Annotated in this window: 28 protein-coding genes; 9 read left to right on the forward strand and 19 right to left on the reverse strand. The window is 45.4% G+C overall.

Annotated features, from left to right (window positions below):
- Nucleotides 1–99 precede the first annotated feature (99 nt).
- The 4 genes from AC2Q9J_RS11615 to AC2Q9J_RS11630 form a co-directional block, all read right to left on the reverse strand.
- Nucleotides 100–315 carry a hypothetical protein gene (locus AC2Q9J_RS11615; RefSeq protein ID WP_499040055.1) on the reverse strand — a complete coding sequence of 72 codons (216 nt, stop codon included), beginning with the start codon at nt 313–315 and terminating at the stop codon, nt 100–102.
- On the reverse strand, nt 308–985 hold the full coding sequence (locus AC2Q9J_RS11620; RefSeq protein ID WP_499040057.1) for a phospholipid phosphatase: 678 nt from the start codon (nt 983–985) through the stop codon (nt 308–310). Before AC2Q9J_RS11620 ends, AC2Q9J_RS11615 begins: the two co-directional genes overlap by 8 nt.
- Nucleotides 986–1,065: 80 nt before the next feature.
- Nucleotides 1,066–4,152 carry an SbcC/MukB-like Walker B domain-containing protein gene (locus AC2Q9J_RS11625; protein WP_499040059.1) on the reverse strand — a complete coding sequence of 1,029 codons (3,087 nt, stop codon included), beginning with the start codon at nt 4,150–4,152 and terminating at the stop codon, nt 1,066–1,068.
- Complete coding sequence (locus AC2Q9J_RS11630; protein WP_499040061.1) at nt 4,149–5,315, reverse strand: exonuclease SbcCD subunit D; 1,167 nt, start codon at nt 5,313–5,315, stop codon at nt 4,149–4,151. The genes AC2Q9J_RS11625 and AC2Q9J_RS11630 overlap by 4 nt, the downstream gene beginning before the upstream one ends.
- A gap of 446 nt (nt 5,316–5,761) precedes the next feature.
- Between AC2Q9J_RS11630 and AC2Q9J_RS11635 the strand changes: the two genes are divergently transcribed.
- The 8 genes from AC2Q9J_RS11635 to AC2Q9J_RS11670 all read left to right on the forward strand — a co-directional run bounded on the left by AC2Q9J_RS11635 (nt 5,762) and on the right by AC2Q9J_RS11670 (nt 11,850).
- Complete coding sequence (locus AC2Q9J_RS11635; RefSeq protein WP_101802199.1) at nt 5,762–5,983, forward strand: transcriptional regulator; 222 nt, start codon at nt 5,762–5,764, stop codon at nt 5,981–5,983.
- A 59-nt stretch (nt 5,984–6,042) separates the two neighbouring features.
- Nucleotides 6,043–6,483, forward strand: a complete 441-nt coding sequence (locus AC2Q9J_RS11640; RefSeq protein WP_499040063.1) for a YtoQ family protein — start codon at nt 6,043–6,045, stop codon at nt 6,481–6,483.
- A gap of 158 nt (nt 6,484–6,641) precedes the next feature.
- Complete coding sequence (locus AC2Q9J_RS11645; protein ID WP_499040065.1) at nt 6,642–7,154, forward strand: DUF2243 domain-containing protein; 513 nt, start codon at nt 6,642–6,644, stop codon at nt 7,152–7,154.
- A complete protein-coding gene (locus AC2Q9J_RS11650; RefSeq protein WP_499040067.1) occupies nt 7,147–7,929 on the forward strand; it encodes a cytochrome c oxidase assembly protein in 783 nt (260 codons plus the stop codon). The genes AC2Q9J_RS11645 and AC2Q9J_RS11650 overlap by 8 nt, the downstream gene beginning before the upstream one ends.
- Before the next feature lie 176 nt (nt 7,930–8,105).
- Nucleotides 8,106–9,002, forward strand: a complete 897-nt coding sequence (gene cyoE / locus AC2Q9J_RS11655; protein ID WP_499040069.1) for a heme o synthase — start codon at nt 8,106–8,108, stop codon at nt 9,000–9,002.
- A gap of 373 nt (nt 9,003–9,375) precedes the next feature.
- Nucleotides 9,376–10,314, forward strand: coding sequence for an HNH endonuclease (locus tag AC2Q9J_RS11660; protein WP_499040071.1), 939 nt, complete (start codon nt 9,376–9,378; stop codon nt 10,312–10,314).
- Nucleotides 10,315–10,544: 230 nt separating this feature from the next.
- Nucleotides 10,545–11,087 (forward strand): Pycsar system effector family protein, encoded by a 543-nt coding sequence (locus tag AC2Q9J_RS11665; protein WP_499040073.1) that lies wholly within the window; start codon nt 10,545–10,547, stop codon nt 11,085–11,087.
- Nucleotides 11,088–11,097: 10 nt separating this feature from the next.
- Nucleotides 11,098–11,850 (forward strand): adenylate/guanylate cyclase domain-containing protein, encoded by a 753-nt coding sequence (locus AC2Q9J_RS11670; RefSeq protein WP_499040075.1) that lies wholly within the window; start codon nt 11,098–11,100, stop codon nt 11,848–11,850.
- A 140-nt stretch (nt 11,851–11,990) separates the two neighbouring features.
- Here AC2Q9J_RS11670 and AC2Q9J_RS11675 read toward each other — a convergent pair whose 3' ends face one another.
- The 15 genes from AC2Q9J_RS11675 to AC2Q9J_RS11745 all read right to left on the reverse strand — a co-directional run bounded on the left by AC2Q9J_RS11675 (nt 11,991) and on the right by AC2Q9J_RS11745 (nt 25,276).
- Nucleotides 11,991–12,740 (reverse strand): adenylate/guanylate cyclase domain-containing protein, encoded by a 750-nt coding sequence (locus AC2Q9J_RS11675; RefSeq protein WP_499040076.1) that lies wholly within the window; start codon nt 12,738–12,740, stop codon nt 11,991–11,993.
- A gap of 133 nt (nt 12,741–12,873) precedes the next feature.
- Complete coding sequence (locus tag AC2Q9J_RS11680; RefSeq protein WP_499040078.1) at nt 12,874–13,458, reverse strand: ribonuclease FAU-1 family protein; 585 nt, start codon at nt 13,456–13,458, stop codon at nt 12,874–12,876.
- Nucleotides 13,459–13,873: 415 nt separating this feature from the next.
- Nucleotides 13,874–14,182 carry a DUF4870 domain-containing protein gene (locus AC2Q9J_RS11685; RefSeq protein ID WP_084243196.1) on the reverse strand — a complete coding sequence of 103 codons (309 nt, stop codon included), beginning with the start codon at nt 14,180–14,182 and terminating at the stop codon, nt 13,874–13,876.
- A gap of 73 nt (nt 14,183–14,255) precedes the next feature.
- Nucleotides 14,256–15,236: a zinc-binding dehydrogenase gene (locus tag AC2Q9J_RS11690; protein WP_499040079.1), complete on the reverse strand. Its 981-nt coding sequence runs from the start codon at nt 15,234–15,236 to the stop codon at nt 14,256–14,258.
- Nucleotides 15,233–16,174: an ArsA family ATPase gene (locus AC2Q9J_RS11695; protein ID WP_499040081.1), complete on the reverse strand. Its 942-nt coding sequence runs from the start codon at nt 16,172–16,174 to the stop codon at nt 15,233–15,235. Before AC2Q9J_RS11695 ends, AC2Q9J_RS11690 begins: the two co-directional genes overlap by 4 nt.
- A gap of 23 nt (nt 16,175–16,197) precedes the next feature.
- A complete protein-coding gene (locus AC2Q9J_RS11700; protein ID WP_071152079.1) occupies nt 16,198–16,461 on the reverse strand; it encodes a cory-CC-star protein in 264 nt (87 codons plus the stop codon).
- A gap of 78 nt (nt 16,462–16,539) precedes the next feature.
- Nucleotides 16,540–18,273, reverse strand: coding sequence for a carbon starvation CstA family protein (locus AC2Q9J_RS11705; protein WP_499040083.1), 1,734 nt, complete (start codon nt 18,271–18,273; stop codon nt 16,540–16,542).
- Between the two features lie 109 nt (nt 18,274–18,382).
- A complete protein-coding gene (locus AC2Q9J_RS11710) occupies nt 18,383–19,303 on the reverse strand; it encodes a ketopantoate reductase family protein (RefSeq protein ID WP_499040085.1) in 921 nt (306 codons plus the stop codon).
- A 74-nt stretch (nt 19,304–19,377) separates the two neighbouring features.
- Nucleotides 19,378–20,352: a quinone oxidoreductase family protein gene (locus AC2Q9J_RS11715; protein ID WP_499040087.1), complete on the reverse strand. Its 975-nt coding sequence runs from the start codon at nt 20,350–20,352 to the stop codon at nt 19,378–19,380.
- A 13-nt stretch (nt 20,353–20,365) separates the two neighbouring features.
- On the reverse strand, nt 20,366–22,138 hold the full coding sequence (locus tag AC2Q9J_RS11720) for an acyl-CoA dehydrogenase FadE (protein ID WP_499040089.1): 1,773 nt from the start codon (nt 22,136–22,138) through the stop codon (nt 20,366–20,368).
- Nucleotides 22,131–22,550 (reverse strand): acyl-CoA thioesterase, encoded by a 420-nt coding sequence (locus AC2Q9J_RS11725; RefSeq protein ID WP_499040091.1) that lies wholly within the window; start codon nt 22,548–22,550, stop codon nt 22,131–22,133. Before AC2Q9J_RS11725 ends, AC2Q9J_RS11720 begins: the two co-directional genes overlap by 8 nt.
- Before the next feature lie 9 nt (nt 22,551–22,559).
- On the reverse strand, nt 22,560–23,132 hold the full coding sequence (locus AC2Q9J_RS11730; protein WP_499040093.1) for a TetR/AcrR family transcriptional regulator: 573 nt from the start codon (nt 23,130–23,132) through the stop codon (nt 22,560–22,562).
- Nucleotides 23,133–23,150: 18 nt separating this feature from the next.
- Nucleotides 23,151–23,924, reverse strand: a complete 774-nt coding sequence (locus tag AC2Q9J_RS11735) for an SDR family oxidoreductase (RefSeq protein ID WP_499040095.1) — start codon at nt 23,922–23,924, stop codon at nt 23,151–23,153.
- A gap of 165 nt (nt 23,925–24,089) precedes the next feature.
- Entirely contained in the window at nt 24,090–24,251 is a 162-nt protein-coding gene (locus AC2Q9J_RS11740; RefSeq protein WP_499040097.1) for a YfhE family protein, read from the reverse strand.
- Nucleotides 24,252–24,325: 74 nt separating this feature from the next.
- The gene (locus AC2Q9J_RS11745; RefSeq protein WP_499040099.1) at nt 24,326–25,276 is read right to left on the reverse strand and encodes a threonine ammonia-lyase; all 951 of its coding nucleotides are present in this window, start codon (nt 25,274–25,276) and stop codon (nt 24,326–24,328) included.
- A 146-nt stretch (nt 25,277–25,422) separates the two neighbouring features.
- On the opposite strand from AC2Q9J_RS11745, the gene AC2Q9J_RS11750 reads away from it, so the two are divergent.
- Nucleotides 25,423–25,980, forward strand: coding sequence for an SLOG family protein (locus AC2Q9J_RS11750; RefSeq protein WP_499040102.1), 558 nt, complete (start codon nt 25,423–25,425; stop codon nt 25,978–25,980).
- Nucleotides 25,981–25,993 lie beyond the last annotated feature (13 nt).

Genomic DNA, 25,993 nt, shown 5'->3' on the forward strand with positions numbered 1-25,993 from the left:
CCGCGCAGCCAAAGTGGCTTATGACCCGAAGAGCTGGGCCACTGGAGTCTGGACACAACGAAAAGCGACAGTGCCCTTTAAGCAAAAAGAAACGCAGACCTATTGTCCGCGTTCCTTGTTCCTCTTCGCCATCGTATAAAAAACGCCGCCCAGGCCAAATGCCACCATCAGCCCCCATAAAACGAGCAGCACATAAGAGCCGGTTCCCACCTCATTGTTCATGACTGCATAAAGCTGCAACAGGAAAAATCCAAGGCTGAAAAAAGCGATCAGCGCAAAATACAATATCCTGGATCTGTAACTGAATTTATTCATCGTCAGGACCTCTTTCTGTTCCATAAGACTTTTTCTCTAAATGGATTTTCGTCCATACGAGCGAAGCCAGCAGGATGAGTTCGAAAATGTTTGTCACTGCGGCGCTTTCAACGGGAATCGTTACACTGCTGCCGATGCCCATGATCACTGAACCAACGAACATCCACGGCCATCCCGCTTTTTTCCACACGATCAGTCCAGCGATCAACAGCACGGCTGATACCAACAGGATCATAACCGGCGGTCCTCCCGCTTCCTCAGTGGAAGCGTATTTCAAAACACCGTATTCCCTGACCGGCGCAAGTTCTGTGCCCCAAGTCACCTGCCAAATTTCAATGACGATCCCCACGATAAAGAGGGCAACCGCACTATAGAGCGCCCATGATTTTCTCGCCCAGCCGATTCCAGCGGCGCGCAGGGCACCAAGCGAAAACAGCACCAATGCCGGTGTCAATAAAGCGTGGACCCAATAGCGCATGGCATTGAGTGTTTCCAATAACACACCTTCGCCTATGAATTTACCCAGCGCGATAATACCGTTGTCATAAATCAAACCGAACAGCACCAGATAAACGGCCGCCATCAGCGTCCATTTTTTCTGCCTCAGCACAGCCCAGACAACCAGTCCGACATAAGCCGCTGTGAGAATAAAGAATAAAACCAAATCCATCCAATCACCTTCCGGAATTTACCTGTTACTTATTAAATTCACCTTCCGTCAGGGTTTTAAACTTTTAATCGAAAGTCCTGCTATTTAATATGGAAACTAGTTTTACTGAAGCCTTCCTTCGACTTTCTTACTTCCAGAATCGCCGGTATCGCCGCCTTCAATTCCTGGACATGCGAGATAACGCCGATCATGCGGCCAGACCGCTGCAGATCAATCAGCGTTTCAATCGATTTGTTCAACGATTCTTCGTCGAGTGAACCGAATCCTTCATCGATGAACATCGTGTCGATGGAGACATTGCCCTGGAAGCTTTGGATGACGTCGGCCATGCCAAGCGCCAGACAAAGCGATGCATTGAATTTTTCACCGCCGGATAAGGTTTTGACGTCGCGCGTCTGCCCCGTATAGGAATCGTAGACATCAAGGCCGAGGCCGCTTTGCTTGCCGCGCGCTTCCTGCCGGTCGCTGCGGATCAGGTAGAACTGGCCGTTCGAAAGATTACGCAGCCGTTCATTGGCCGCCTGGATAATCTGTTCCAGATATTCAATCTGCAAATAACGTTCAAAGGAAATTTTGAGGCTGTTCTGTCCGCGGATCATATCGTGTAGATCCGCCACCCGATTAAATTGAGCTTCGGCTTCGGCCGCTTTTTCAACAGCCCCGTTGATCTGCTCAATCAATGCTTCGCCTTTCGCGCCGCAATCCTTCGAATGATTCAACTGCGATAACGCTTGTGTATAATCGACTTTCAACTGCTCCAGTTCCGCTTCCGCCAGAGACAAATCTTCATTTTTGCGTCCTGCCAGCAGTTCAGCGAGTTCGCTGATCTGCTGTTGGAGCGTGTGGCGGTCCTGGTTGAAACGCGTGATTTGCTGTTTCATCTCTTCCATTTCCGAGTCGCGCATTTTCGCCCGCTGGTACGCTTCTTCCGTTTCGAATTCCGATTTCTCCAGCGCCTGCTTGAATTCCGTTTCCGCTTTTTGGCGCTTGGCAGTCATTTCGTCTGCAGCCGTTTTCGAGTGCTGCAACGCCATTGCCGCTGAAGCCAATCGCTCTTTCGCTCCTTGGAATAATTCCTGTGCCGCAGCCCAGGCTCCTTCCATCTCGTTCCTTTTCGCGATTGCCTGGCGGATTTCCTGTTCCAGTACGGCAAGTGAGCGCATCTCTTCCGGGATCGACGCCAGTTTGTCAGCCAGCACTGCTTTCGCCGATTCAAAAGAGGATTTCTTGTCATTCATTTCCGTCAGGAGAAGCGAGCGGTTCTGCTCCGCTGTCTCCATCTCCTTCACCAAATCCGCAAGCTTCGTTTTCCATTCGCGAAGTTCCGTTTTACAGCGCTGCAAAGTTTGCACATCTTCCTGCAATTGCTGTTTGACTTGCTCCAGTGAAACAATATCTTTAGCAGCTTCCACAATCCCCTGCTCTTCCGCCTCCGTCTTCTTGCGGCTGCACTGCTCCTCCAATGAAACAAGGCGGGCCGCAGCATTTCGGTAAGCGTTATCCAGCGCATCCAAACGGGATTTCTCCTGGTCCAGCTGTTCTTTTAAAACAGCCGCTTCCGCCGCTCCCTCGTGTTTTACAGGATGCTCGTGGCTGCCGCAAACCGGGCAGGCATCGCCATCTTTCAATTGCTCAGCCAGAAGATGCGCCTGGTTGGCAAACCAGCTCTCTTCGATCCCTTTGTATTTCGTCAGCGCTTCGCTGTATACCGCTTGTTTTTGATCAGCCACTGCTTGTTGGGCGTTCATTTCCGTCTCTACGGCCAGTAATTCCCTGGCAATGCGCAGACGATTTTCGGCCACCCGAAGTTCTTCGGGTTTGCTGTCAAAGCTGTCGGTTTGTTTCTCCAGCTCACTGACCTTCTCAGCAGCGGTTGTTTTCTGCTCTTTTCTAGCAGTCAATTGTTTTTCGATTGCCTGAAAGCGCTGTTCAGCCTCCTGGACCGCACTGCTCAAAACGGCAACTTCTTTTTCTTTCGCCGCCAAATCCTGTACCTGCGGCAATAATTGCTGAAGGCGCAGCACCTGATTCTGGGCAGCCGATCGTTCGTCGCCGCGGCCCTGCTGCTCCAGGAATTTCTCTTCTGCCGCCAGTTTCGCCTTTTCGGCCTGCTGTTCTTCATCTACCGCCTGTTCCAGCAGTTTCTGTTTTTCTCTTTCATTGACCAGCAGTTCCCGGTAAAGATTTTCGATTGTGGCAATAAAACCTGCACGTTCTGCCTGCTGCACCGCTTTTTCTTTTTCAGCGATCGCCGGCAGCTGTTCCGTCAAAGCGTTGTAGCGCTGCTCTTTATCATGCTTTTCATCAAAGCGTCCGTTCCACTTTTTCGCCTCGTGATAGCTATCCAGTTTTTCCTCATGCTTTTTGTACAGGGTTTCGTGCTGAATTTGGTCATCAGCGATTTTCGCTTTATAGAAAGCCGTTTCCAGCTGGAGTGCCGCCAGGATCTGGTGGATATTGCGCTGCTCTCTCCCCAGCACTTCGAACAATTCGGATTCCCGTTCCGGAAGCGAAGATTCGATGCTGCGCAGATGGCTGTTCAGCACCTGTTCTTCTAATCCATAGGCATCTTTTGCCGCGTCACGTTTTTGTTTCAGTCGTTCGCTGATCATTTTATATGGTTCTGTTTTGAAGATCCGTCGAAGAATTTCTTCCTTATTATCCGTTTCAGACGTCAACAATTTACGAAATTCACCTTGCGGCAGCATGACAATCTGGCTGAACTGATTTTGCGTCAGCCCCAGGATCTCTTCGACGCGCTGGTTGATTTCCGATACGATCTGCCGCTCCACACATGGCTTTTCGCCGTCTTCATGGATTTCAAAAAATTCATAGCGTTCACCAGTCGGGCTTTTATTCCCTTTTTTGACGTGCGGCATCTGGCGCAGAATCCGGTATACCTGGTTATGTATCTCAAATTCCATTTCGACACAGGTGTGCACGGCATCATCCGCGAAATCACTCCGCAGATTGCGGGTTTCGCTGCGGTCCGACCCGCTTGCTCCGCCGTACAGCGCAAATGAAATACCGTCAAAAATCGTCGTCTTCCCGGCTCCCGTACTGCCGGAAATGACGAACAGCCGATTTTCCCGGAGGTCATTGAAGTCGATTGTTTCCGTTTCTTTATAAGGGCCGAAAGCTGTCAGCTTCAGTTTTAAAGGTCTCATGCTTTCACCTCTTCTTTTGCAGCAGGCTCTTCCTGCAGGAATTCCTGCAGTACTTCTTCAAAAATCGCCGCAGTTTCATCCGACGCTCTTTCGCCTTTCACTTCTTCGTAAAACGCATGGAATAAAGACAGCGAATCCATCTTTTGCCGTGACTGGCCGTTGCTTTCCGCCTTTTCACGGATGAAGTTCTTGCGTTCGACATGCATCGCGTTCGGGTAGACGGAACGCACTTTTTCCATTGGAAACAGCACAGGCGCATCGTCCAGCAATGTCACAAAGACAAAATCCTCACTCACTTCGTGGCGAAGAATCTCATCAATTGTCCCTTCTACCCGGCGCATATTGCGGCGCGGTTCGAGCAGCCTTTTTTCAACTGCCGCATTTCCGTCGCCATCCAGCTCCACCACTAAATATCCTTTTTGATGATGCTCTTCTGAAATTGAATATTTCAACGGAGACCCCGCGTAACGGATGGTTTCATTCCGCACAAAATGAGCTTTATGCAAATGGCCAAGCGCTGAATAATGGAAGTCTTCCAAATGGGCGGCGCTGACATGCTCTGCTCCGCCGATCGCCAGCGGACGCTCGGAATCACTCGTATTGTCTTCCTGTTCACCATGGGAAGTCACAAAGGCATGGCCAATAAATACATGGCGCGCATCTTTATCCCAGTTCGATTTGATGTTTGCTGTGATGGCCTGGAGCGCATCATCGTGCGTGCGAATTTCCGGATCATCGAATATATAACGGACCATTGACGGGTCTGTATACGGCACAAGGTGGAAATGAACTTCGCCGTGTTCGTCTTCGAGTACGACGGGCTGTGGGTCTTTCTGAACATGGCCAGCGATATGGATGCCTTTATCCTTCATCAGCCGGCTGCCGAAATTGAGGCGCCCCGGGCTGTCATGGTTACCGGCGACTGCCAGCACCGGCGTTTCAAGCTCGAGCACAATTTTCGCAAGCAGTTCATCAAGCAAATTGACTGCATCTGTCGGAGGCACTGCGCGGTCGTAAAGATCGCCCGCGATAATCACCGCGTCCGGCTTCTCAGTTTTAATAGCATCTATAAATTGCTGCAGCGCGTAACGCTGTTCTTCCGTCATGTAAATCCCTTGGATGAGCTTCCCTAAATGCCAATCGGCCGTGTGAAATATTTTCATGGTTTTGCTCCTCTCTTTGCTCTGAAAAGAATATATGTTCGTTCCATTATACACGATTCTGTTTAGTTGTTTTAGAGGGTAATTTGGTTTATAATGAGAACAAATGTTCTAATTAGCAATTTATTAATATCCGATATTCCGCAAAACAGCTTCGCTTGCCTGGTGGCTTGCGCTGAGTCACCTGGGCGTCTTCGCTGTTTCGCTCCATATCTCTAGAAACTTCTCTCAGCGTCGGCGCGTCCATGGAGCAGGCGAATGCCGACGGAGTAATAAGACGAGTGTTCTTCTCGGCTTATTGCGGGAGCCAAGGTGTGCCATACGAAGATGGCACCTCCTTTGCGACGAGCTTGCGCAGGAGCATAATCTTTGCACTTGTCCTAAGCGCCGACGCGATATGCACAGACATCTTTATTATCTAAAAAACCAAACCCAAGGAGGGAAATGAAATGAAAGCACAGATCCTGAAGGCTTTTAAGTACCAGCAGCTTGTCGACATGATGTATATAGCGAATGACGGGGGCATTAGCAAACGCCGGATCAAAATTCTGAAAGTGAGCGGCGAAACGTTTCAGGCGTATTGCTTTTTGCGGAAAGAAAAGCGTACTTTCAAGATGGAAAATGTGCTTTCAGCCATTCCCGTCATCACTAAAGAGCGCATGATTGTCTGATTCCAATCCCTTTCTGAAAGTATGATACACTGAAAGAAATGGGTTTTGGAGGGTGAATCATGAGACTGACCGTTTATCTTGCAGGAGAAATTCACAGTACATGGCGCGACGAAATCAAAAAGAAATCTTTGGCACTCGATCTGCCGGTTGATTTTGTCGGTCCGATGGAAGACCATGACCGTTCCGATAATATCGGCGAAGAAATTCTTGGCGAACAGCCTGGCGCGGTCTATAAAGACGCCGCCGCCTCGAACTTCAATAATCTGCGGACAAGTGTGCTGATGCACAAAGCCGATCTGGTTATCGCGTTGTTCGGCGAGCAATACAAACAATGGAACACAGCGATGGATGCCAGCGCCGCCCTTGCAGTCGGCAAGCCGGTCATCATCATCCGTCCGGAAAAATTACACCACCCGCTGAAAGAATTATCCGCTAAAGCAAATGCAACGGTGGAGACATGCGATCAGGCGATAAAAGCCCTGGCTTATATCGTCGAATAGATTTCAATTGAAACGGAGAAAAGAAGCTTGTTGCGAGCCTCTTTTCTCCGTTTTTATTTGCGTTAAAAGCTTGTTTCACCCATCCGCTTAGTAAATTGAAAATCCGGGTAAATGTGATACAAAATACATGAAAATTATTTGAGTGAAGGAGGAATTCGATGGCGGTCAATCGGACAAATTCAAGCTCTAATGGAACCGCAGGCAATCAGGTTCTCTTCAGCAGCCGCAACTTCTGGTCGGGGCTGCTGTTTGGCATCGGGCTCATCGCGTTTATGGATGAAGTGGTTTTCCATCAATTGCTGCAATGGCATCATTTTTATGACTTGGCGACGACCCAAATCGGCATTCTTTCCGACGGTTTACTGAATTCCTTTGCCTGGTTTGCCGCCATCTTCTCGCTCTTTCTGCTTGCGGATCTTCGCCGGCGAAATGCATTATGGCCCGTCAAGTGGACAGGCGCTGCGTTTCTGGGAGCTGGATCGTTTCAACTTTTTGACGGCTTGATCAACCACAAAGTATTGAATCTTCACCAAGTCAGGTATGGGGTCGACATTCTGCCATATGATCTGGTATGGAATATTGGTGCGGTCATATTTATAGTAATTGGCCTGTTCATCCTTTCCCAGACCCGTTTTTCAAAGAAAAAGAAAGCGGGCAATTCCCATGCATGATCATCACACTTTAATGGATTCAGGAGAATTTCTGCCTTTATTTCTGTTAATAGCTTTACTTGGTATTTCACCTTATTTGGCTGCTGTTTACTTCAGCAATCAAAAATATCGAAATTGGCCATGGCACCGGATTGTTTTTTGGAGCTTCGGAATAATCAGTGCAACCGCCGCTTTGGTGGGTCCTCTGGCTGAGCAGGCACATCTGGATTTCCGGATGCACATGGCGGTCCACCTTCTTCTTGGCATGCTTGCCCCGCTCCTGATTGCCATGTCTTGTCCGATGACGCTTTTATTGCGCACCTTGAACACATCCGCCGCCAGAACAGTGACGGCTGTGCTGAAAAGTCCGCCGTTCCGCTTAATAAACCATCCTGTGACTGCAGCCTTGTTAAATATCGGCGGATTGTATGTGCTTTACCTGACCAGTCTGTATCATTTAATGCATGAATCTGCCTTCCTTTACGCCGTGATTCACCTGCACATCTTCTTAGCGGGTTATCTGTTTACCGTTTCCATCGTCTATTTTGATGTCACGCCGCATCGTTTCAGTTTCCTGTACCGCTCCATCGTGTTGATCGTCGCTTTGGCGGGGCATAAGATCCTGGCAAAAACACTTTACGCCACTCCTCCGGAAGGTGTACCCCGGGCTGAAGCCGAAGCTGGCAGCATGCTGATGTATTATGGCGGCGACTTGATTGATGCGGTGCTGATTTTTTACCTTTGCTGGCATTGGTATAAATCGGCCGCGAAACGGGAGCCTTTATTTGCAAAATAATTATTTTGAATAAAAAAGGGAATATGCATTTTTTCTAACGAGCGTTAAACTTTACCATTTGAGCAAATAGACTTAAAATGTTCAAATTAATATCCACAAAAGAGCGAAAATGATGGAGCTCCCCTTGTCCGCTGGGTTATAGTAAATCTGTGGATATAAGAGGAGATATAAATGTAATGAAAAAGCAATCGCAAAAGAAATTATGGGCTCAAGTGGTGAAAACGGGAATCATCAAGTCGAATCTGATCCCGATGGCCGCCGGATTGATGCTCGCTTTATATACGTATGAATACAGTTTTATCGATAATATCGGAAATATCATCTTAGCGTTTTTAGGAACAACCGCCATTATCGCAGCGTCCGGCTCATTCAATAATATTTATGACCGCGACATCGATGCTATCATGGCACGGACGAAATCCCGTCCGACAGTGACAGGCGCCATTTCGATCAAGAAAGTGGCAATAGTGGCAAGCCTGTTTTTGGTCATCGGATTGATCCTGCTGTACATCGCTTCGCCCTTAGCATCGCTGCTCGGATTCTTAGGCGTGTTTTTCTATGTAGTCCCGTATACGATGTGGACAAAACGCTATACCATCTGGAATACCGAAGTCGGCAGCATTTCAGGCGCTATGCCTCCTTTAATCGGCTGGGCCGCGGTGGCCCCTGATATTTGGCATCCCGCATGCTGGGCGTTGTTCTTGATCATGGTGATTTGGCAGATGCCGCATTTCTATGCAATCGCCATCCGTAAACAGAAAGATTACGCAGCAGCGAATATCCCGATGCTTCCGGTCGCCAAAGGCGCCAAGCGCACTTATCTCCAAAGCAACATCTATTTGGTTTTACTGGTGCTCTCCAGCTTTTTGTTCCTGCCGCTCAGCCTCGGCCTGACTTTGGTGTCATTGCTTTTAGGTTTAATGTGGCTGGCACTCAGCCTTTTCGGCTCCCGCAAATTGGGAATCGAGGCCTGGGCCAATAAAATGTTCTTTTTTTCCTTAGTGCATATGATGGGTGTATTCTTCACTGTCATCATTTACGCTTCCATTGGCTTGATCCTTGCAGCCATTTGACGAACTTACCGGTATACCAAAGAAGACCTCCAGCCAGTGATTTTTCACCGGTTGGAGGTCTTTTTTTGTTTTCTAAAAGTTACATAGAGTATGGAGGATAAGGAATATTTATTATGAAAATAAAGAGTCTGGGAAGAAGCAGAGTGCAGTTTGATTTAATTTACTTCCGATAATATGTCATATGTAAACCGAATTTAATATATTTCCATATTATAGAAAAACTTCATCTTTCAGAAGAACGAAAGATAACTTGAGTGATTTATATAATTTTCTCTTTATTTTTAATTGTTCGCAAAATATCAATTTAACCAATAAATATAATATGTGATAATAGATGTACAATTAAAATAATTTAAAAAGGGGTGATATTTAGATGAAATGTATAATATGCAAACAGCAAAAGGAGAATTTAACCAAAGAACATATCTTTCCAGATGCTATTGGAGGCACACTTATAACCACAAACGTCTGTAAAAGCTGTAATGATAGACTTGGACACAGTATAGATCACCACCTGGTAAATCATTGGTTGATTCAATCTGAAAGAATGCTTTTAAAGATCGGTGGTAAATCGGGAATTATACCTAATCCTTTAGAGAAAGGAGTACTTGCAAACGACCCCAACCAACGTATAGATTACCGTTTTAGTAAAGATGGTGAACCAAAAGAAGTATATATTCTCCCAAAAGTTGAAAAGATAATTAATGAAGATGGAACTGGAACATTGAATATTTTGATAGACAAAAAAGATAAAGATAAATTGCCTATAATGATAAACAAGGTACTTAAACGAAATGGTAAACCTGCGATGACACAGGACGAAATAAACGAGCAGATTTTAGAAGTTACTGATTCATACCCCAAAATTTTGATGGAAGCTAGTTTTGACTTAATACAATATAAAAGAGCACTCCTCAAGATTGCTTATGAACTAGCTTTTTATTGGTTAGGCGATAATTATTTTGAAGATTCCACCGGTGAAATGATTAGAAATTGTATGCTCGATGATAATTTATCGGAAGATTTTTCATCAACATATCCAATTAGAGGAACAATCGGTTTAATTGATAAGAAAGCAATGTTTAACTTTCAAGATGAAGACGCTAAAAATCATTTAGCTTTTATGAATGCAGATGGTGATAAAATTTGTTGCTATCTTAAAATTTTTAATATATTCGAAGCAATTGTTGAGATAAGTAATGATGCTAAAAAATATCCGAATTTTAAAGGGAATTTCATTTCTATAAATCCTCTATCTGGAGTTATCAAAGAATCGAGCTATCTAGAAGCAATCCTTAAATTCCGTCACTAGGAAAATCGAATAAACGAATTTGCAAATTTGATTATCATCCTATCGGTGACTAAATACGCGGCAGCCTTTGCTCAAATGAAGGGCTCAGTCCACATTAACTCCGGCATAGCTTTAGCAGACTTTATTCGCAATGGCATCAGTATTGTCTTCCTGCGCGATAAATTAAGACACTGGACTATTGAAACGACATCTCTGTAAGGAAATTAGTCGTTCTTTCCAAGGGAGGAAAAATGAATAAACACGAATTGTTACAGTTCAATCATTCTAATATCCAAGATTTAATAAAATTTATTGACCAAAAAGCTGGAGCTTTATTAATTGTATATGGCTTATTATTTACTGCAACTATTGAATTCGCAAAAGATTTAGAGTTCATAAATCCTTTTAAATTAAGTGATCAACTGGCCTTCCTTTTTTCAATTTTTACCTTTTTAACTGGATTGTCACTTGTAATTTTATTGCTGTATCAAATCTATGTAGTGCTATTTGAAATAATAAGACCCCGAGGTGCTAGGAATTATACTCAAGAAGAGCAATCAATAATATACTTTGATCATATATCTAAGCGAAGTAAAGTGGAATTTCTGAATCACTTCAATCAAATACCAGAAGACCAATTTGAGAATATTATTGAAGAAGAATTAATTCAACAGGTTTATGAAATCTCATGTATCATGAAATCTAAATCAGAAAAATTTAATGAAGTATTAAAGTTTTTATTTGCTTCAACACTTCTTTTACTAGCTTTCGTTTTCTTTTCAAATTTCCTGTAGGAGAGTGGACATGAGTACTTTGGATGACATCAACTTTAAGGTAAAAAATATAATTGATGGCAATTTCACTTCATCAGAAATCACGTATGTCCCTGATATAAATGATAGTAAATTGACATTCGGAAATAGCGGACTCAAATTTGAGGCTACAGTTTTACATATTGATATGAGAGGCTCTACAACAATTCTTAATAAACACAATAAATCGACCGTTGCTAAAATACATATGGCGTATTTTCATACTGTTGTAACTATTGCCGGTAAATTAGGTGGCGCTGTAAGAAGCTTTAACGGAGACAGTATATTGGTGTTTTTTCCTGGTAAAAATATTTACACTTTAAGTAATGCGGTAAAGGCTGCTTTGCACATGAAATACATCATCGCGGATAACAAAAGTGGAATTAACAAGCTTTTATCGAAGTATTCAGCAATAGATTTTGGAATTGGGATAGATGATGGAATTGTTTTATGTACGAAAATTGGGATAAACGGAGATTCAAATAATAAAGGACTTTTTTGGGCAGGTAATGCTGTTAATAAAGCTGTTAAGTTGAGTGATTTGGCTAAAGAACCTAACCATATTTCTATATCTTCTCGTGTGTATAGCAATTTAACTGATGAAACCAAGTATGCTGAGAAAGAAAACATATTTACTAAGCAATTAGAAAACATTGATATGTGGGAAGGTAGTACATTTACTTATAATGGTCAAATAAACGAATATTATTCTACAAGTTATTATTGGGCATTCACAAACTTATAAAACCAACTCCACTTCTAAAAAATCTTAGAAGTGGAGTTGGTTTTGAATTCCCAAAAACTGTATGAGTTTTTGATATCAACTTTACCTATTGTCAATATTAGTTATTTTTTTCAAAAATAATAACTAGTGTTATTGATTCACTACTTCATTCCACTTTCAATCCAACTATTGAAATCCGATTTAACCAAATTTGCATGGTAAAACGTACCATACTGATTATCATATCCTTGTTTCCACCATTTTGTGCTACTTGGATCATTTCCATTTTGTGCTTTCAAATAATTATGATGGAAAGTGCTGGACATTACAATCGGATCGATAGAACCCTTGTTTCCTAAATCTGAAAGGTTTGCAGCTTTGGCGACAGCTTCTCCAATCCATACCAAGTTATGTATACCAGAAGATTTTCTGCCCGCTTTAACCGCTAATGTTTGTTGGGCAGCTAACCCAATCCCAGCTTTAATACTTGGCAAGTTTCTGTTTACTAATAATTTATTTAGCATTTTGATATAAGTGTTTATGTGGAAAGCTCTATCAGCAATATCATAAATATCGGACTGGAGAGGAGTTGAGTAAACAGCATACACACAGTCCCCTCTTATGCCAATTTCTTTTAGGTTACTATCGCTATCTTTTTTTAGAATCTCAATTACTTCAGAAGTAAATCCACGAATTACTTTTGCTATGTCTACGTCATTCTTGTCAGCAAATAAATTTGTAGAGTTTCTTAAGTCGACAAATAAAGCACCAGCCCACGCTTTGTAACCATTAGTATAGGTAAAATCTTCGTCCCTTGGAAATAAAGTAACTTCATTAACCTTATCTGTATTGTCTAGGATTTCCTCAACTTTCTTTTTGCGTTCTTTATAATCATAGTCTTTGAAATTCATTAATTTCCCCTATCTTTTTTAATATTTTGTTTTTTATACTATTTTAACATATCGTTTTACAACCTATAATCTGATGATATGTAAACTCTACAGATTGTTCATTGAGACTTCTTCCACCGCATATGCGATGTGGTCAGATATCTATTTTTCCTTTTATAGTAGAAATAGTTCCCCCCCTCATTTCAGCTACCAATTTCTCTTTATGAAAATGAGATAGATTTAGATATGGAAATTCTTTTTTCCTTATTTGATTGAGTATCTTATCAAATTCTGCCCATGCAAGGTCATACATTTCTTTGGAAATAATGCCACGCGAAAATGCTTTCTCGATTTCGTCTTTATCTTTTTCAATAATCAAGCCCGATGGCAGCAAGATTATATCTAGAAACAAATCATCCATAAACGGCTTGTTATTTAGCAGTCCATTTTTCAAGCAGATGTCAATATACCATTGAACCACATTCTCATTTTGGTCAAATACAGTAGTGACTGAATGGTGCTGGTTTTCGGGAAAGTGCTGCAGCCATTCATAGCCATTGTCCACGATACAAATCTCCTGCGAGTTATGTTTTGTCCAAAGAGGTTGAGTTGCTTTCTCTATGCTTAACAAGGTTACATATCCGCGGTACTCAGGCGAATCGAAATATGCTTGAGTATAGTGCCTTTCTGAAACTCTTTGCCAATCTGCCCTGTCTCCAAATTTTCTTTTTATAATCAAATTTCATTCCCCTTATTGTTAAATAGTTAAAGCTCAAGCTCTTAACAAAACAGAATATTTTAGCTAACGAATCATGCAAGTCTTTTATTTCCTAACTTTCTTTTTCCGTTCTTTTGAGAGTAAATAACTACATCTAATTAACATGCAATTCTGACTAAAGTATATCCTTATTAGAGTAACATTAATTCTCATGCACATGAAGAGGAGCCGAATATTCTTTCTTTAAAATAAAACCGTTCGTAAAAGTACACTTTTACGAACGCTTTGAAAAGGGCTAAAAAAGACCGAAAAGAACGTTCGTAAACGTGTCAAAACACTTTACGAACGTTCGCCATCTCCCGTATACCTTTACGAACGGTTTTCCGTAAAGAAAAAAGCCCCGAAGGACTTTTTTGTCTAGACTCTACCGCTTTTCTTAATAGTACCAGCTGCCAACTATCGGATAGCTGAAGTGCTGATCGTTCAAGGCAGTGATGATGCCGAGGATCGGAACGATTACACCGATAAGACCGAATACGATCAACATTGGAATACCGATCAGTATGACGGTGAGCAGGCCAGAAGCGAACAGGAGCGCTCCGAGTACTATTTGGAACAGCAAAGCCTGAATCGATAGGCGCTTTACATCTTTGTCTTCAGAAATCAGAAACACGATAAACGGCACAAGGAACGGAGCAAAAAACGCACTGGCGTGGACGAGGACTTTTAATCCTTTGGTTTCCATTATTCATTACCTCCAGTAATGTTGGTTCTTATACTCCTTAATACGGATGAACTGCCGTCAGGTTTCATTATTATCAGCTGATCCGCAAAATTACTTTTCCGAATTGCTTGGCGTCTTTCAAATAATCGAATGCCTGCTGTGCTTCGTCGAGTTCGAAGACTTTACCGACAATCGGATGCATCTTGTATTGATCAAGATGATTGATCATTTCGCGCAATTCGTCACGGCTTCCCATGGTCGAACCAAATAATTGATATTGGCCATAGAAGAATTTCCGCAGATCGAAATCGACGACGTCATCTGTTGTCGCACCAAAAATGACAATTCGGCCGCCTTTTTTCAGGACATCGAGTGTGCGGTTGAAAGTCGCTGCACCGACGCTGTCGATGGCCAAATCGACCGTCTCATTTTCCAATTCCTTTACCCAGTCACTGTCGGTTGCGATGGCCAGGTCAGCGCCAATTTCTTTGGCATGGGCCATCTTGTCTTCGCTTCTCGAAGTGACAATCACGCGGGCTCCGATATTTTTCGCAAACTGGATCAGAAACGTGGCAACACCGCTCCCCGCTCCCGGTATGAATAGCGTATCGCCCTTTTTGACTTCTCCTTTTGTAAACAAAGCACGGTAGCCGGTCAAAGCCGGCAGCGCAAGGCCACCCGCTTCTTCCCATGTAAGATGATGAGGTTTTTTCTCAACCTGCTCGGCAGATAAAGCAATTTTTTCCGCAAATGTTCCGTGGTCGGGCATTCCCAGAATATCGAATTCCGGCGGCGGAGCATCACTATTCGCAAACCAGCGAAGCGCCGGATTGATGATGACTTCATCGCCGACTTCAACGTTCGACACACCTTCTCCCACCGCTTCCACAACACCTGCCCCATCCGATCCGATGATCAGCGGCTCCGGCTTAATGCCGTGGCGGTTTACCAGGTTCAAATCGCGGCGATTGATCCCCGCGGTTTTTAAAGCGACAAGCACCTCACCTTTTTTCGCTTCCGGTTCCGGCATGTCTGTTATTTTCAATTCTCCTTGTTCAATCACAAATGCTTTCACGCTATTCCTCCTTGCTCAAAATTTCCGCTGAACATTTTCAACTGATCCATGCTGATGATGTCCTGTGAAAATAGCGGGATGAAAATCAGCTGTTGTTTCGGGAAAGTTTCCCGGATCAGTTCCATGTATTTCTTTTCGTGCTTCTTGCGTTCCATCATAAAGTCGCCATCCGCTTCTTCCGGCAGGACTTTATTGATGATCAGCGTTTTCACATGCAAATGGTATTGATGCAGTAATTCCAGCGCTTTTTTCGTCTCCAGGATCGGCAGGCGTTCCGGATTCAATACGAAAATAAAACCGGTTTCCTCTTCATTCAATAATATATCGCGCGCTTTTGAAAAACGTTCCTGGCGCTCGCGCAGCACATCATAAATCGGATCTTCACGCGGTTCACCGTCATTTAACAGCGCGGAATAGTTTTCGTTCGTCTTGCGCCGCTTATCGAGTAGCCCTTCGATCCACACTCCCATCAATTCCGGCAATGTCAGAAGACGGATGGTGTGGCCTGTCGGTGCTGTATCAAACACCAGTTTATCGAAATTTTGGCGTTCTTCCAGAATGATATGGATCAGCTTATCAAACAGCGCCGCTTCGTCAGCGCCAGGAGAAGCTTTCGCTGTATCAAGCTGACGGTTCACTTCTTCCATCATACTCGTGTGAACGGTCCCTTTAATGTTCTCTTTCACCCCTTTGATGTATTTCTCCGTTTCGATCTCCGGATCAATTTCAAGTGCATAGAGATTTTTGGCGATTTCTTTCGTATTGCCGCCGATTTTCTGATTGAAGATGTCCCCGACGTTATGGGCGGGGTCTGTCGAAATCAGCAAAGTTTTAAAACCGCTGTCAGCGGATTTGGAGGCGATGGCGGCAGCCGACGTCGATTTGCCGACGCCGCCTTTGCCTCCTACAAAGATGATGCTTTTCGATAAAACGTCCATTCTTTTACCTCTTTTCATTGAAATCAGCAGCAGCGGATTCCGGATAACGGTGATTTTTCCATGCCCATGCGCAGATGCCAGTCATGGAATTCTTCGATCATATAAGGATACAGTTCAAGCGTATAATAATAGGCGGGATTCGGGATCCCCAGCATTTCCGAGTAAAGCATCAGCAGAAACAAATCGTCTTCCGCCCGCAGCTCACGCGCGATTTCCGTTTTATGCGGATGTTCGAGCACCGCTTCGTACCATTTGATCAGCCTTTTCAAATTATCGGTGATCGGCATAATAACACCTCTTTTTTTGTAATAAATGCGAAAGGGATCACATCAAGTATGATCCCTTCTGCGCAAATATTCTATTTATTAGTCTTCTAGATTCGGCGGGTTATTTTTATTGGATAGAACTTGGATAGCTGTAATGATGATCCATAATGCAAAGACGAAAATGATGGCTCCGAACACGAACAGCAGCATATTCGGTGCGGCAGCGTACCAGGCCCATTGCAGGAACACCTGCTGGAACATCGCCCACAGCGTCATGAACATCAGGAAAATCATCGGTATGATCGTAATCATATAGTTTCGGCCAAGTTTTCTGAGCCAGATGGAAATCAGAAGCAAACTGATTCCTGCCAGGAGCTGATTCGCTGTTCCGAACAGCGGCCATAGCAGATATCCGCCGGAACCGAAACCATTCGGTCCTTCCGGAATCAATACAAGCGCCGCACTCGCTACAACTGCAATCGTAGTGGCAACATGTTTTTTCTCCAGAGACGGGATGTTGTATTCGACCCCAAGCTCCGAGATGATATAGCGCATCAAACGGACAGATGTATCAAGTGTTGTAGCCGCAAAGGATACCACGATGACAGATACAATCGTTGCAGCCACTGCCGAAGGAATCATCAAGCCTGTTGCCAATTGAGACGCCCCTTGGATAAATGCCCCAAGACCCGAGCCGCTCGAAGCAGCAAAACTGCTGTATGTGGCAAGGAATGCCTCCCGGTCAGGGAATAATGTAATAACGGCAATAATCGAAATCAACGCCAATATTCCTTCTCCGACAGCTCCAAGATATCCTACAAAACGTGCGTCTGTTTCCTTATCAAGCTGTTTGGAAGAAGTTCCCGAAGATACGAGTCCGTGGAAACCGGAAATCGCACCGCAGGCAATCGTGATAAACAGCAGCGGGAACCAGGAAACGTCGGTCACCGTATTCGTCATCGGCGCTGTGATTTCAGGATTTGTGAATAATAGCCCTAAATACAGAATTCCGAGGCCGACGATCAATTGATGCGAGTTGATGAAATCGCGCGGCTGGAGCAATTGCCATACCGGCAACGTCGAAGCGATGTACACATAAACCATCAATACGATAATCCAGATAAAGAACGCGGTTGAAATCGCGCCGAGCCCGAACAGGCCGGCCCCTTCTTCCCCGCCCATATAGCGGACAAGGTCAATTTGCAGAAATTCGTATTGGCTTGAAAGGATTGCAGCACCATACATTACTGCCAGTGCAATCAACGAAGGCACAAGCATTTTGATGTTTTTCTTGTAAACCGCAAAGCCGATCCAGACTGCAAGCGGAATTTGGATGAATACCGGAATGACGCTTGCCGGGAAAGAAATGAACAAGTTCGCGATAACCCATGCAAACACGGCATTAACCATCAGCACCAAAATTAAAATGATGAAAAGGAATAATACTTTCCCGCGCTGTCCGATCAAGCGGTGCGCAAGTGTTCCGACAGACTGTCCTTTATTTCTTACGGAAAGGACGAGCGTACCGAAATCATGTACCCCGGCAGCAAACACCGTTCCGAGAACTACCCATAATACAGCGGGCAGCCAGCCCCAATAGACAGCAATCGCTGGCCCAAGAATTGGAGCAGCCCCGGCTACGGAGGTAAAATGATGTCCCCATAAGACATATTTATTGGTCGGGACAAAGTCCACGCCATCTTTGTACTTGTGGGCCGGCGTCACGTAATTTGGATCCAGCCGGAAAATTTTCTCTGCTACAAATTTAGAATAAAAGCGGTAACCTAAAGCAAAGATGAAAAGTCCAATGGCCGCGAGTGCAATAGCATTCAAATCTCTCAACTCCCTCTTCTTTATATATTGGACAAACGCTTTCACGTTTGCCCTTTAATCATAGGTCAATGAAACAATTTTGTAAATGTTCCGTCTATTTAAATTTCAGTTAATTATTTACACCTTTTTCATAAAGCTTCAGTTTCGTGTAAACCGTTTCAAGAACTGGGACTGAAACTTCCAATTCTTGCGCTCTTTCCAGCAGATATCCCTGCAGATGATCTGCTTCAACCGGCTGGGATTTCTCAGCATCACGCTGCATTGAAGATTTCATCCCTTCGCCCAGGCTGTTGATTTTCTCCAGCAGCTTGCTTGAAATCCCCCGCTCGATAGGAGCTCCGAATTTCTCCATCACTTCTTCCAGTTCGTTCAGCAACGCCGCAATGGTCCGTTGGCCGGATTCAAGTTCGCGGATCGGACCGATTGGCTCTTCAAATAAAGTTGTGATGCCCGACATCGTCGTGATGAACAAATATTTATGCCACATTTCCTGGTTGATGTTATTGCTCAGGATAAATTCAGCTTTTGTTCCTTCGAAAGATTGTTTCAAGCGTTTGATCCTGTCGCTTTGTTCACCGCTTCGTTCTCCGTAAACAAGTTGATTCAGCGGACTGGTCTGGACAATGGTCCCGTTTTCACCCAGAGTCGCTTCCACAAAGCACAGACCGCCAATGACCGACTGCTCACCGAAAGCTTCGACCAGTTGATCGATGTGGGAGATGCCGTTCAGCAGCGGCAGCACCATCGTCTCTTCTCCAACAAACGGCCGCACATCTTCAACAGCTCCTGCCAGCTGGTAGGATTTCGTTGACAGCAGCACCACGTCATAGGTTTCCGGTTCGCTGCTTTTGGTAATCAATTTGGGTGTAAGCAAGCAGTCGCCATTCACGCTTTCTATCTTCAACCCGGTTGTTTCGAGCTCTTCCTTTCGTCTGTCGCGCACCAAAAATGTGACGTCTTCCCCTTTTTCAAGAAGGCGGCCACCGAAATAGCCGCCAATGGCGCCAGCACCAACAATGAGTATCTTCATAATTATTGCCTCCTTCAGAATTACGCGCACAAAACTCTCACCTAGAGTGAGAGATGAGAGTTTTGCTGCGCCTGTTATGGTTTGAGAACCAGTTTCCCGATTGTCTTGCGGCTTTGGAGCATACGATGAACGTCTGCCGCCTCAGCAAGTGGATAGCTGCCGCCGATTGTCAGTTTCAACTCGCCGCTCGCCATATAACCGAGCAGCTCCTGCAAACTCTTTTGGAACAGCTCCGGTTTGCGCATGATCTGCGGCAGGAAAAAGCCGATGACCGATTGATTTTTTCTCATCAATTGCCCTGGATGAAATTGTGCCTGTTCACCGCTGGCAGCACCGAAAATAACGAGACGGCCGAAAGGTGCCAGGCATTTCAATGTTTTATTGAATACTTCCCCGCCGACCATTTCAAGCGCCAGGTCGACCCCTTTGTTTTCCGTGATGCTTTTCACTTCTTCGACCCAATTCTCTTTTGTGTAATCGACGAGATGTGTCGCGCCAAGTGCTTTGGCGTGTTCGAGCTTTTCCGCTGAGCTGGCGGTGGCGATGATTTTCCCTGCACCGAATAGTTTTGCGAGTTGAACGGCAATCGCCCCAACGCCGCCTGCTGCCGCATGAATCAGCACCGTCTCCCCTTTTTCAAGCCGGCCCATCGTGGTCAAGACATGATAGGCACTCAAACCTTGCAACGGCAATGCCACCGCCTGTTCAAAATCCACTTCATCCGGAATCGGAATGAGTGTATTCGCGTCAATTGTCACATAATCAGCATAGGCGCCGGATTCAATCAGCGCCGACACACGCATGCCCACTTCAAATCTTTTGACCTTGCTGCCAGTTGCCACAATTACACCCGCTGCTTCTGAACCGGGAATATAAGGCAACGGCGTCGGCACAACGTATTGCCCTTCACGGCGGGCTGTATCCGCGTAATTGACGCCGATTGCTTTTACTTCAACCAACACTTCGTTGTCACCCGGTTCTGGACGTTCTTCATCTATATATTGGAGTACTTCAGGTCCGCCGTATTGTTCAAATTTGATTACTTTCATTATATTATCCCCCTTAGCTAATATACTGTTCCGCTTCCAGAACAGCTGCAGCAATATGTCGTTTGGTTGCATTGCTTTGTTCCGCGTGAAGGCGGCTGAGTTCATTGCTGGCAAGCGCCATGCTGTCTTTTAATGCGCGGCCGCTTGAAATTCCCTGCATCATTCTGCGCGCGGACATTTCAACCTTCAGCAGGGCTTCGTCGAGCAGCGCTTTGGTCAGTTCGACTTTCAGCGTCTCTTTTTCTTCACCATTTTTGGCAAGCGTTTTTTGGGTCCGCAATACGGCAGATTCTGCCGCATACAGCTGGATGCCAATGTCCGCCAGTTTCATCAATGTCTCCTGCTGTTCAGCCAACTTTTCTCCGAAGGTTTCAAAGGCCATGCCTGCAGCCAGTAGGAAAACGCGGCGAATGGCATGAACGGCTTCTATTTCCCGGGAAATAATGCCGATGGAACCAACTTTCGGATTGTTCATTTCGGCGACCGCCTGCGCGATATACTCCCCTAACGGCAGAGTTCCTTTGCCGGCCTGTTTTAATAATCCGCCTGGTATCAACAGGCGGTTCACTTCGTTGGTGCCTTCAAAAATGCGGTTGATCCGCGAATCCCGATACATTTGCTCCACTTTGTATTCTTTGATATAGCCGTAGCCGCCGTGCAGCTGCAGCGCTTCATCCGCTACAAAGTCGAGCGTTTCTGAACCGTGCACTTTGCAGACCGCACATTCAGTGGCATATTCCATCAGGCGTTTCGCAATCAGCGAGTGGTCTTCACTGTCGTAAAGCCCACCAAGTGCATCTTCCAGATAACCGGCAGTGCGGTATTGCAGCGATTCCGATTCAAATATGCGCACTGCCATCAACGCCAATTTCTCCTGTGTTGCCGGAAACTCCGAAATCGCTTTGCCGAATTGCTTCCGTTCTTTCGTATAGGCGGCTGCCAGATGCAGCCCGTATTTCGCGGCGCCCATACAGGCGGATCCTAAATTGAAACGGCCGAGATTCAGGACATTCAAAGCGATGACGTGCCCCTTTCCGACTGTTCCTAATAAGTTTTCAACCGGCACTTCACAGTTATCGAAGCTGACTGTGCGCGTAGAAGAACCTTTGATGCCCATCTTCGCTTCTTCAGCACCGAGCGACAGCCCTGGAAAATCTTTTTCTACGATAAAAGCGGTAAAAGCCGTGCCATCCACTTTTGCATAAACAATGAATGTATCCGAAAATGCCGCGTTGGTGATGAACATTTTACTGCCGTTCAATAAATAATGGGTGCCTGCTTCGTTCAGTACAGCAGTAGTCCGCGCAGAAAGCGCATCTGATCCCGCTTCCGGTTCTGTCAGGCAATAAGCGCCGATGAATTCACCGGATGCCAGCTTCGGCAAATAGTACTCTTTTTGCGCCGGGGTGCCGAAATACGTGATCGGCAACGTCGCGATGCAGGTATGATTCGAATGGGCGACGCCATAGCCGCCAGCGGATCCCAGATTTTCCCCGACAATGCCTTTACTGATTTTATCAAGACCCAGTCCGCCGTATTTTTCCGGCACACTATGCGCCAGCAACCCAAGCTCTCCCGCTTTTTGCATGAGCTCCCTCACCAGCTCAAAATCCTGCTGCTCGATCTTTTCATTGTTCGGGCGAATTTCCTTTTCCAAAAACCTTTTGGCCGTTTTACCGATCAGCAGATGCTCGTCACTTACATCTTCAGGCGTAAATACCGCTTCCGTTTCTGAAGGCTGATAAAGAAAACCTGCGCCTGGATAATTCAATGTTTCATTAATCATTCGCTACCGTCTCCTTCACTAGATGTTTTTCAAGCACGCTGCGAAGATGGTCCGGAACCTTCTCGGATTTCTGCGCCTTAAAATCATAATAGACGGCGCTCGCTTCGCCTTTTGCGATCAACTCGCCATTTTCCGCATCTTCAATCCGGTGGACAATTGTAAAGCTCGACCGTCCGATTTTCTGGACTTCAGAAACCACTTTCAATTTTTGGTTGTAATACCCCTGCCTAACAAAATCGCATTTAGCGGAAGCCATGATGACTTTCCAGTCCTCCAGATCTGCCCCAAAGCCCAGCTCAACAAAAAAGTCGGTACGCGCTTCCTCCAGATAGATAAAATAACTGATGTTGCTGATATGCCCGAGTGCATCGGTTTCGCAAAAACGCACTTTTACGTTCGTTTCGTAAGCCATTTCTCCACCTCATCCTTCGTTCCGTGTATTGATGCCATCCAAAACGATGCTGCTGTATTGTTCTGCAAGTTCATCCGCCGTCAATTCGCCGGCTGTATTGAACCATTGATACGTCCAGTTGGTCATGCCTAATACCGCAAGTGCCGTCATATCCGGCTGCAATTGTTTCCGGAATTCACCGTTTTCCGCCCCTTGCCGAATAACTTCTTCTATATTAAGGCGGAATTGCTCGCGTCTCTTCTTGATTTCCGTCGCGTTGTCATCTGTCAAATGGCGCATTTCACGGAAAAACACTTTGCCGCTATCCCCGTTTCTCACGATATCGGAAATCAGCAAGTGGATGATCCCTTTCAGCTTGTCCTTTTGGCTTTCGCCGCTGTCGATGATTTTTTGCTGGCGCTGCAGCAGGTCGTCGATATACTCTTTATGAATTTCCATCAACAGCTGCTCTTTGCTGCTGTAATAATAGTAAAACGTGCCTTTTGTGACATTCAGCGCTTCCACGATATCCTGGATCGACGTTTCGCTGAAGCCCTTTTTTTCGAAAAAGATGATGCTCTGTTCTTTGATCCTGTCTTTCATTGTCTTACCTCCCATTCTTTAAAGGGCGTGCATGCCTCCATCAACGATGACGACATCTCCCGTAATATAATCGGATGCTTTTGAAGCCAGGAACAAGGCGGCTCCTTTTAAATCTTCATCGGTGCCGAAACGGTTCAACGGCGTCTGCTTCAAAAATTGCTCCTTGCCCCGCTCGATCAGGACCTCCGACATTTTTGTCGGGAAGAATCCTGGCGCGATCGCGTTGACATTGATATTGTGCTGGCCCCATTTTGCTGCCAGATCTTTTGTGAACGTGATGACCGCGCCTTTGCTCGTGTTATAGCCGATGGTATTCATCAACTCCGGATCGATTCCGCCAAGTCCCGCGACAGAAGAAATATTGATGATTTTCCCGCTCTTTTGTTTAATCATCACTTGTCCTGCTGCCCGGCTCATCAGGAATGTCCCCGTTACGTTGACGTTCATCACTTTCTGCCAGGCTTCGAGCGGCATTTCTTCCGCCAGCGCGCCCCACGTCGCTCCTGAATTATTCACCAGAACATCGACCGTACCGAATTCTTCTACGGTTTTCCGGATGACATTTTCCACGTCCTGCTCATTTGTTACATCACATTTTAATGCCAGCGCTTTGACGCCCAGCCCTTTTAACAGCTCAGCCGTTTCCTCACAGGCTTCCAGTTTTCTTGAACAAACAACGACGTTTGCCCCTGCTTCCGCGAATCCCTGTGCGATTTGAGCACCGAGCCCGCGTCCTCCCCCAGTGACGATAGCGGTTTTTCCTTCTAACTTAAATAAATCCATAACATGCATGCAAATTCCCTCCAGCCATTATATTATTCAACATACCTACCAGTTGGTATGTTCAGAATACTTAAACTTTATTCTACCTTTGCGGGGTCACTATTGCAATGAAGATTAGAAGATTGTTTGAACATAAAAAACCCCGGTGATTGTTTAATCACCGGGGCACTGAAATTATTTATCATCATTATTTTTCTTCTCGTCACTTTCCTGGCGCTGCTGTTCTCCAGCTTTGTCCGCTTTTTTAAAATCTTCGCTGTAAAGGACTTCCTGAGTGTCGTTCAAGCCATTGTTCTTCTCCGTCATTTTTTCATGCGGCTGTTTGTTATCTGCCATTCTGATCCTCTCCTTTAGTCATCGATAAATTTTGTTTATATATTTCTTTTCCCCGCATATACGCAGTTAAACGTCTAATCGGGGAGGCAGATCCGAAGTTCCAGCAAGTCGATATTTCCGCCTGAGAGGACGACGGCGATTTTTTCGTTTTGCTCACCCGCTTTGCCCGTGAGGACGGCTGCGACGGCTGCAGCCGCTGACGGTTCAATAAGTTGTTTTGTGCGTTCAATGAAAAATTGCATTGCGTATTTTATTTCTTCTTCAGTGACGAGCACGATGCCGTCGATGTATTTTTGCAAGATCGGAAATGTCAGTTCACCCGGTTGCGAGGTGCGCAGCCCGTCCGCGATGGATTGGCTGCCTGACGTTGCCGTGATTCTTCCAGCCTCGAGTGAAAGAAATGTGTCGTTGCCGCTTTCCGGCTCGACGCCGATGATTCTGACATTCGGCTTGCTTTCTTTTACGGCCGTCAAAATCCCGCTGATCAATCCTCCCCCGCCCACCGGCACTACGATAACATCGACGTCGGGTAATTGCTCCAAGATTTCGAGGCCGACTGTACCCTGTCCCGCGATAATATCCAGATGATCATAAGGCGGGATGTAAACGCCATCGTTTTCTTCAGCCAATTCCTTTGCGCGTGGTATACGATCAGCGGAAGTGAGACCGCAATATTCCACTTGTCCGCCGTACGCTTCGATCGCCGCCACTTTTGCACGGTTTGCGTCTTCCGGAACTACTATGACAGCCGGAATCCCGAGCTTCCCAGCGATATAAGCGACAGCCTGCCCGTGATTTCCGGATGAAGCCGCGGTGATGAATTTTGCGCCGTCCTGTGCTGCCCGTTTTATGGCATTCGCTGCTCCCCTGATTTTAAACGAACCTGTTTTCTGCAAATGTTCAGCCTTCAGAAAAATTTGTCTGTCTGCTTGTGCATTCAATAATTCCGATACCAGCAGCGGTGTCTCGTGGACAATACCTTTAATTTTTTCGCGGGCATTTTCGATATCACGTAAATTAACCATCGGCTTCACTCCTTTATGGAGGAAATTTTAACACAATCCGATTGATTATTCTGTCAATAATTCATTACCTTTGGTCAGAGTATTAAAGGAAGTGGGAGTGCGGTAAACTGAGACTATGAAAATTTAACGATTACGAGGTGAGGATTTTGTTGAAACGATTGGTGGTCACCGGATACAAACAGCACGAGCTGGGGATTTTCGACGATAAAAATCCTGGCGTGCGCTTTATAAAGAAAGCGCTGGAAAACCGCTTTCGCGCTTTGATTGACGAAGGCTTGGAATGGATTCTGGTCAGCGGGCAGCTGGGAGTCGAGACCTGGGCGGCAGAAGTCGCCATTGAGATGAAAGAAGAATTTCCTCAATTGAAGTTCGCGCTTCTCACGCCATTTTTGGAACAGGAAAACAAATGGAATGAAACAAATCAAGAGAAATACAAAGAAATCGTTCGCCAGGCGGATTTTCACCGGAGCCTGACGAACCGTCCCTACGAAGCTCCTTGGCAATTTATCGAAAAAAATAAGTTTTTCCTGCGGAATTCGGACGGCATTCTGATTATGTACGATGAAGAGACGGACGGCTCACCGAAATTTATTAAAAAAGAAGCGGAGCAATATGCTGAAAAGAATGATTATCAAGTCATGCTCATCACAGCCGATGATCTGCGCGTAGTTACGGAAGAAGAGCAGTATGACAGCTGGGAATAAAACCGGAAATCTC

The sequence above is a fragment of the Planococcus sp. RAB007_Raresut genome (assembly GCF_057369535.1).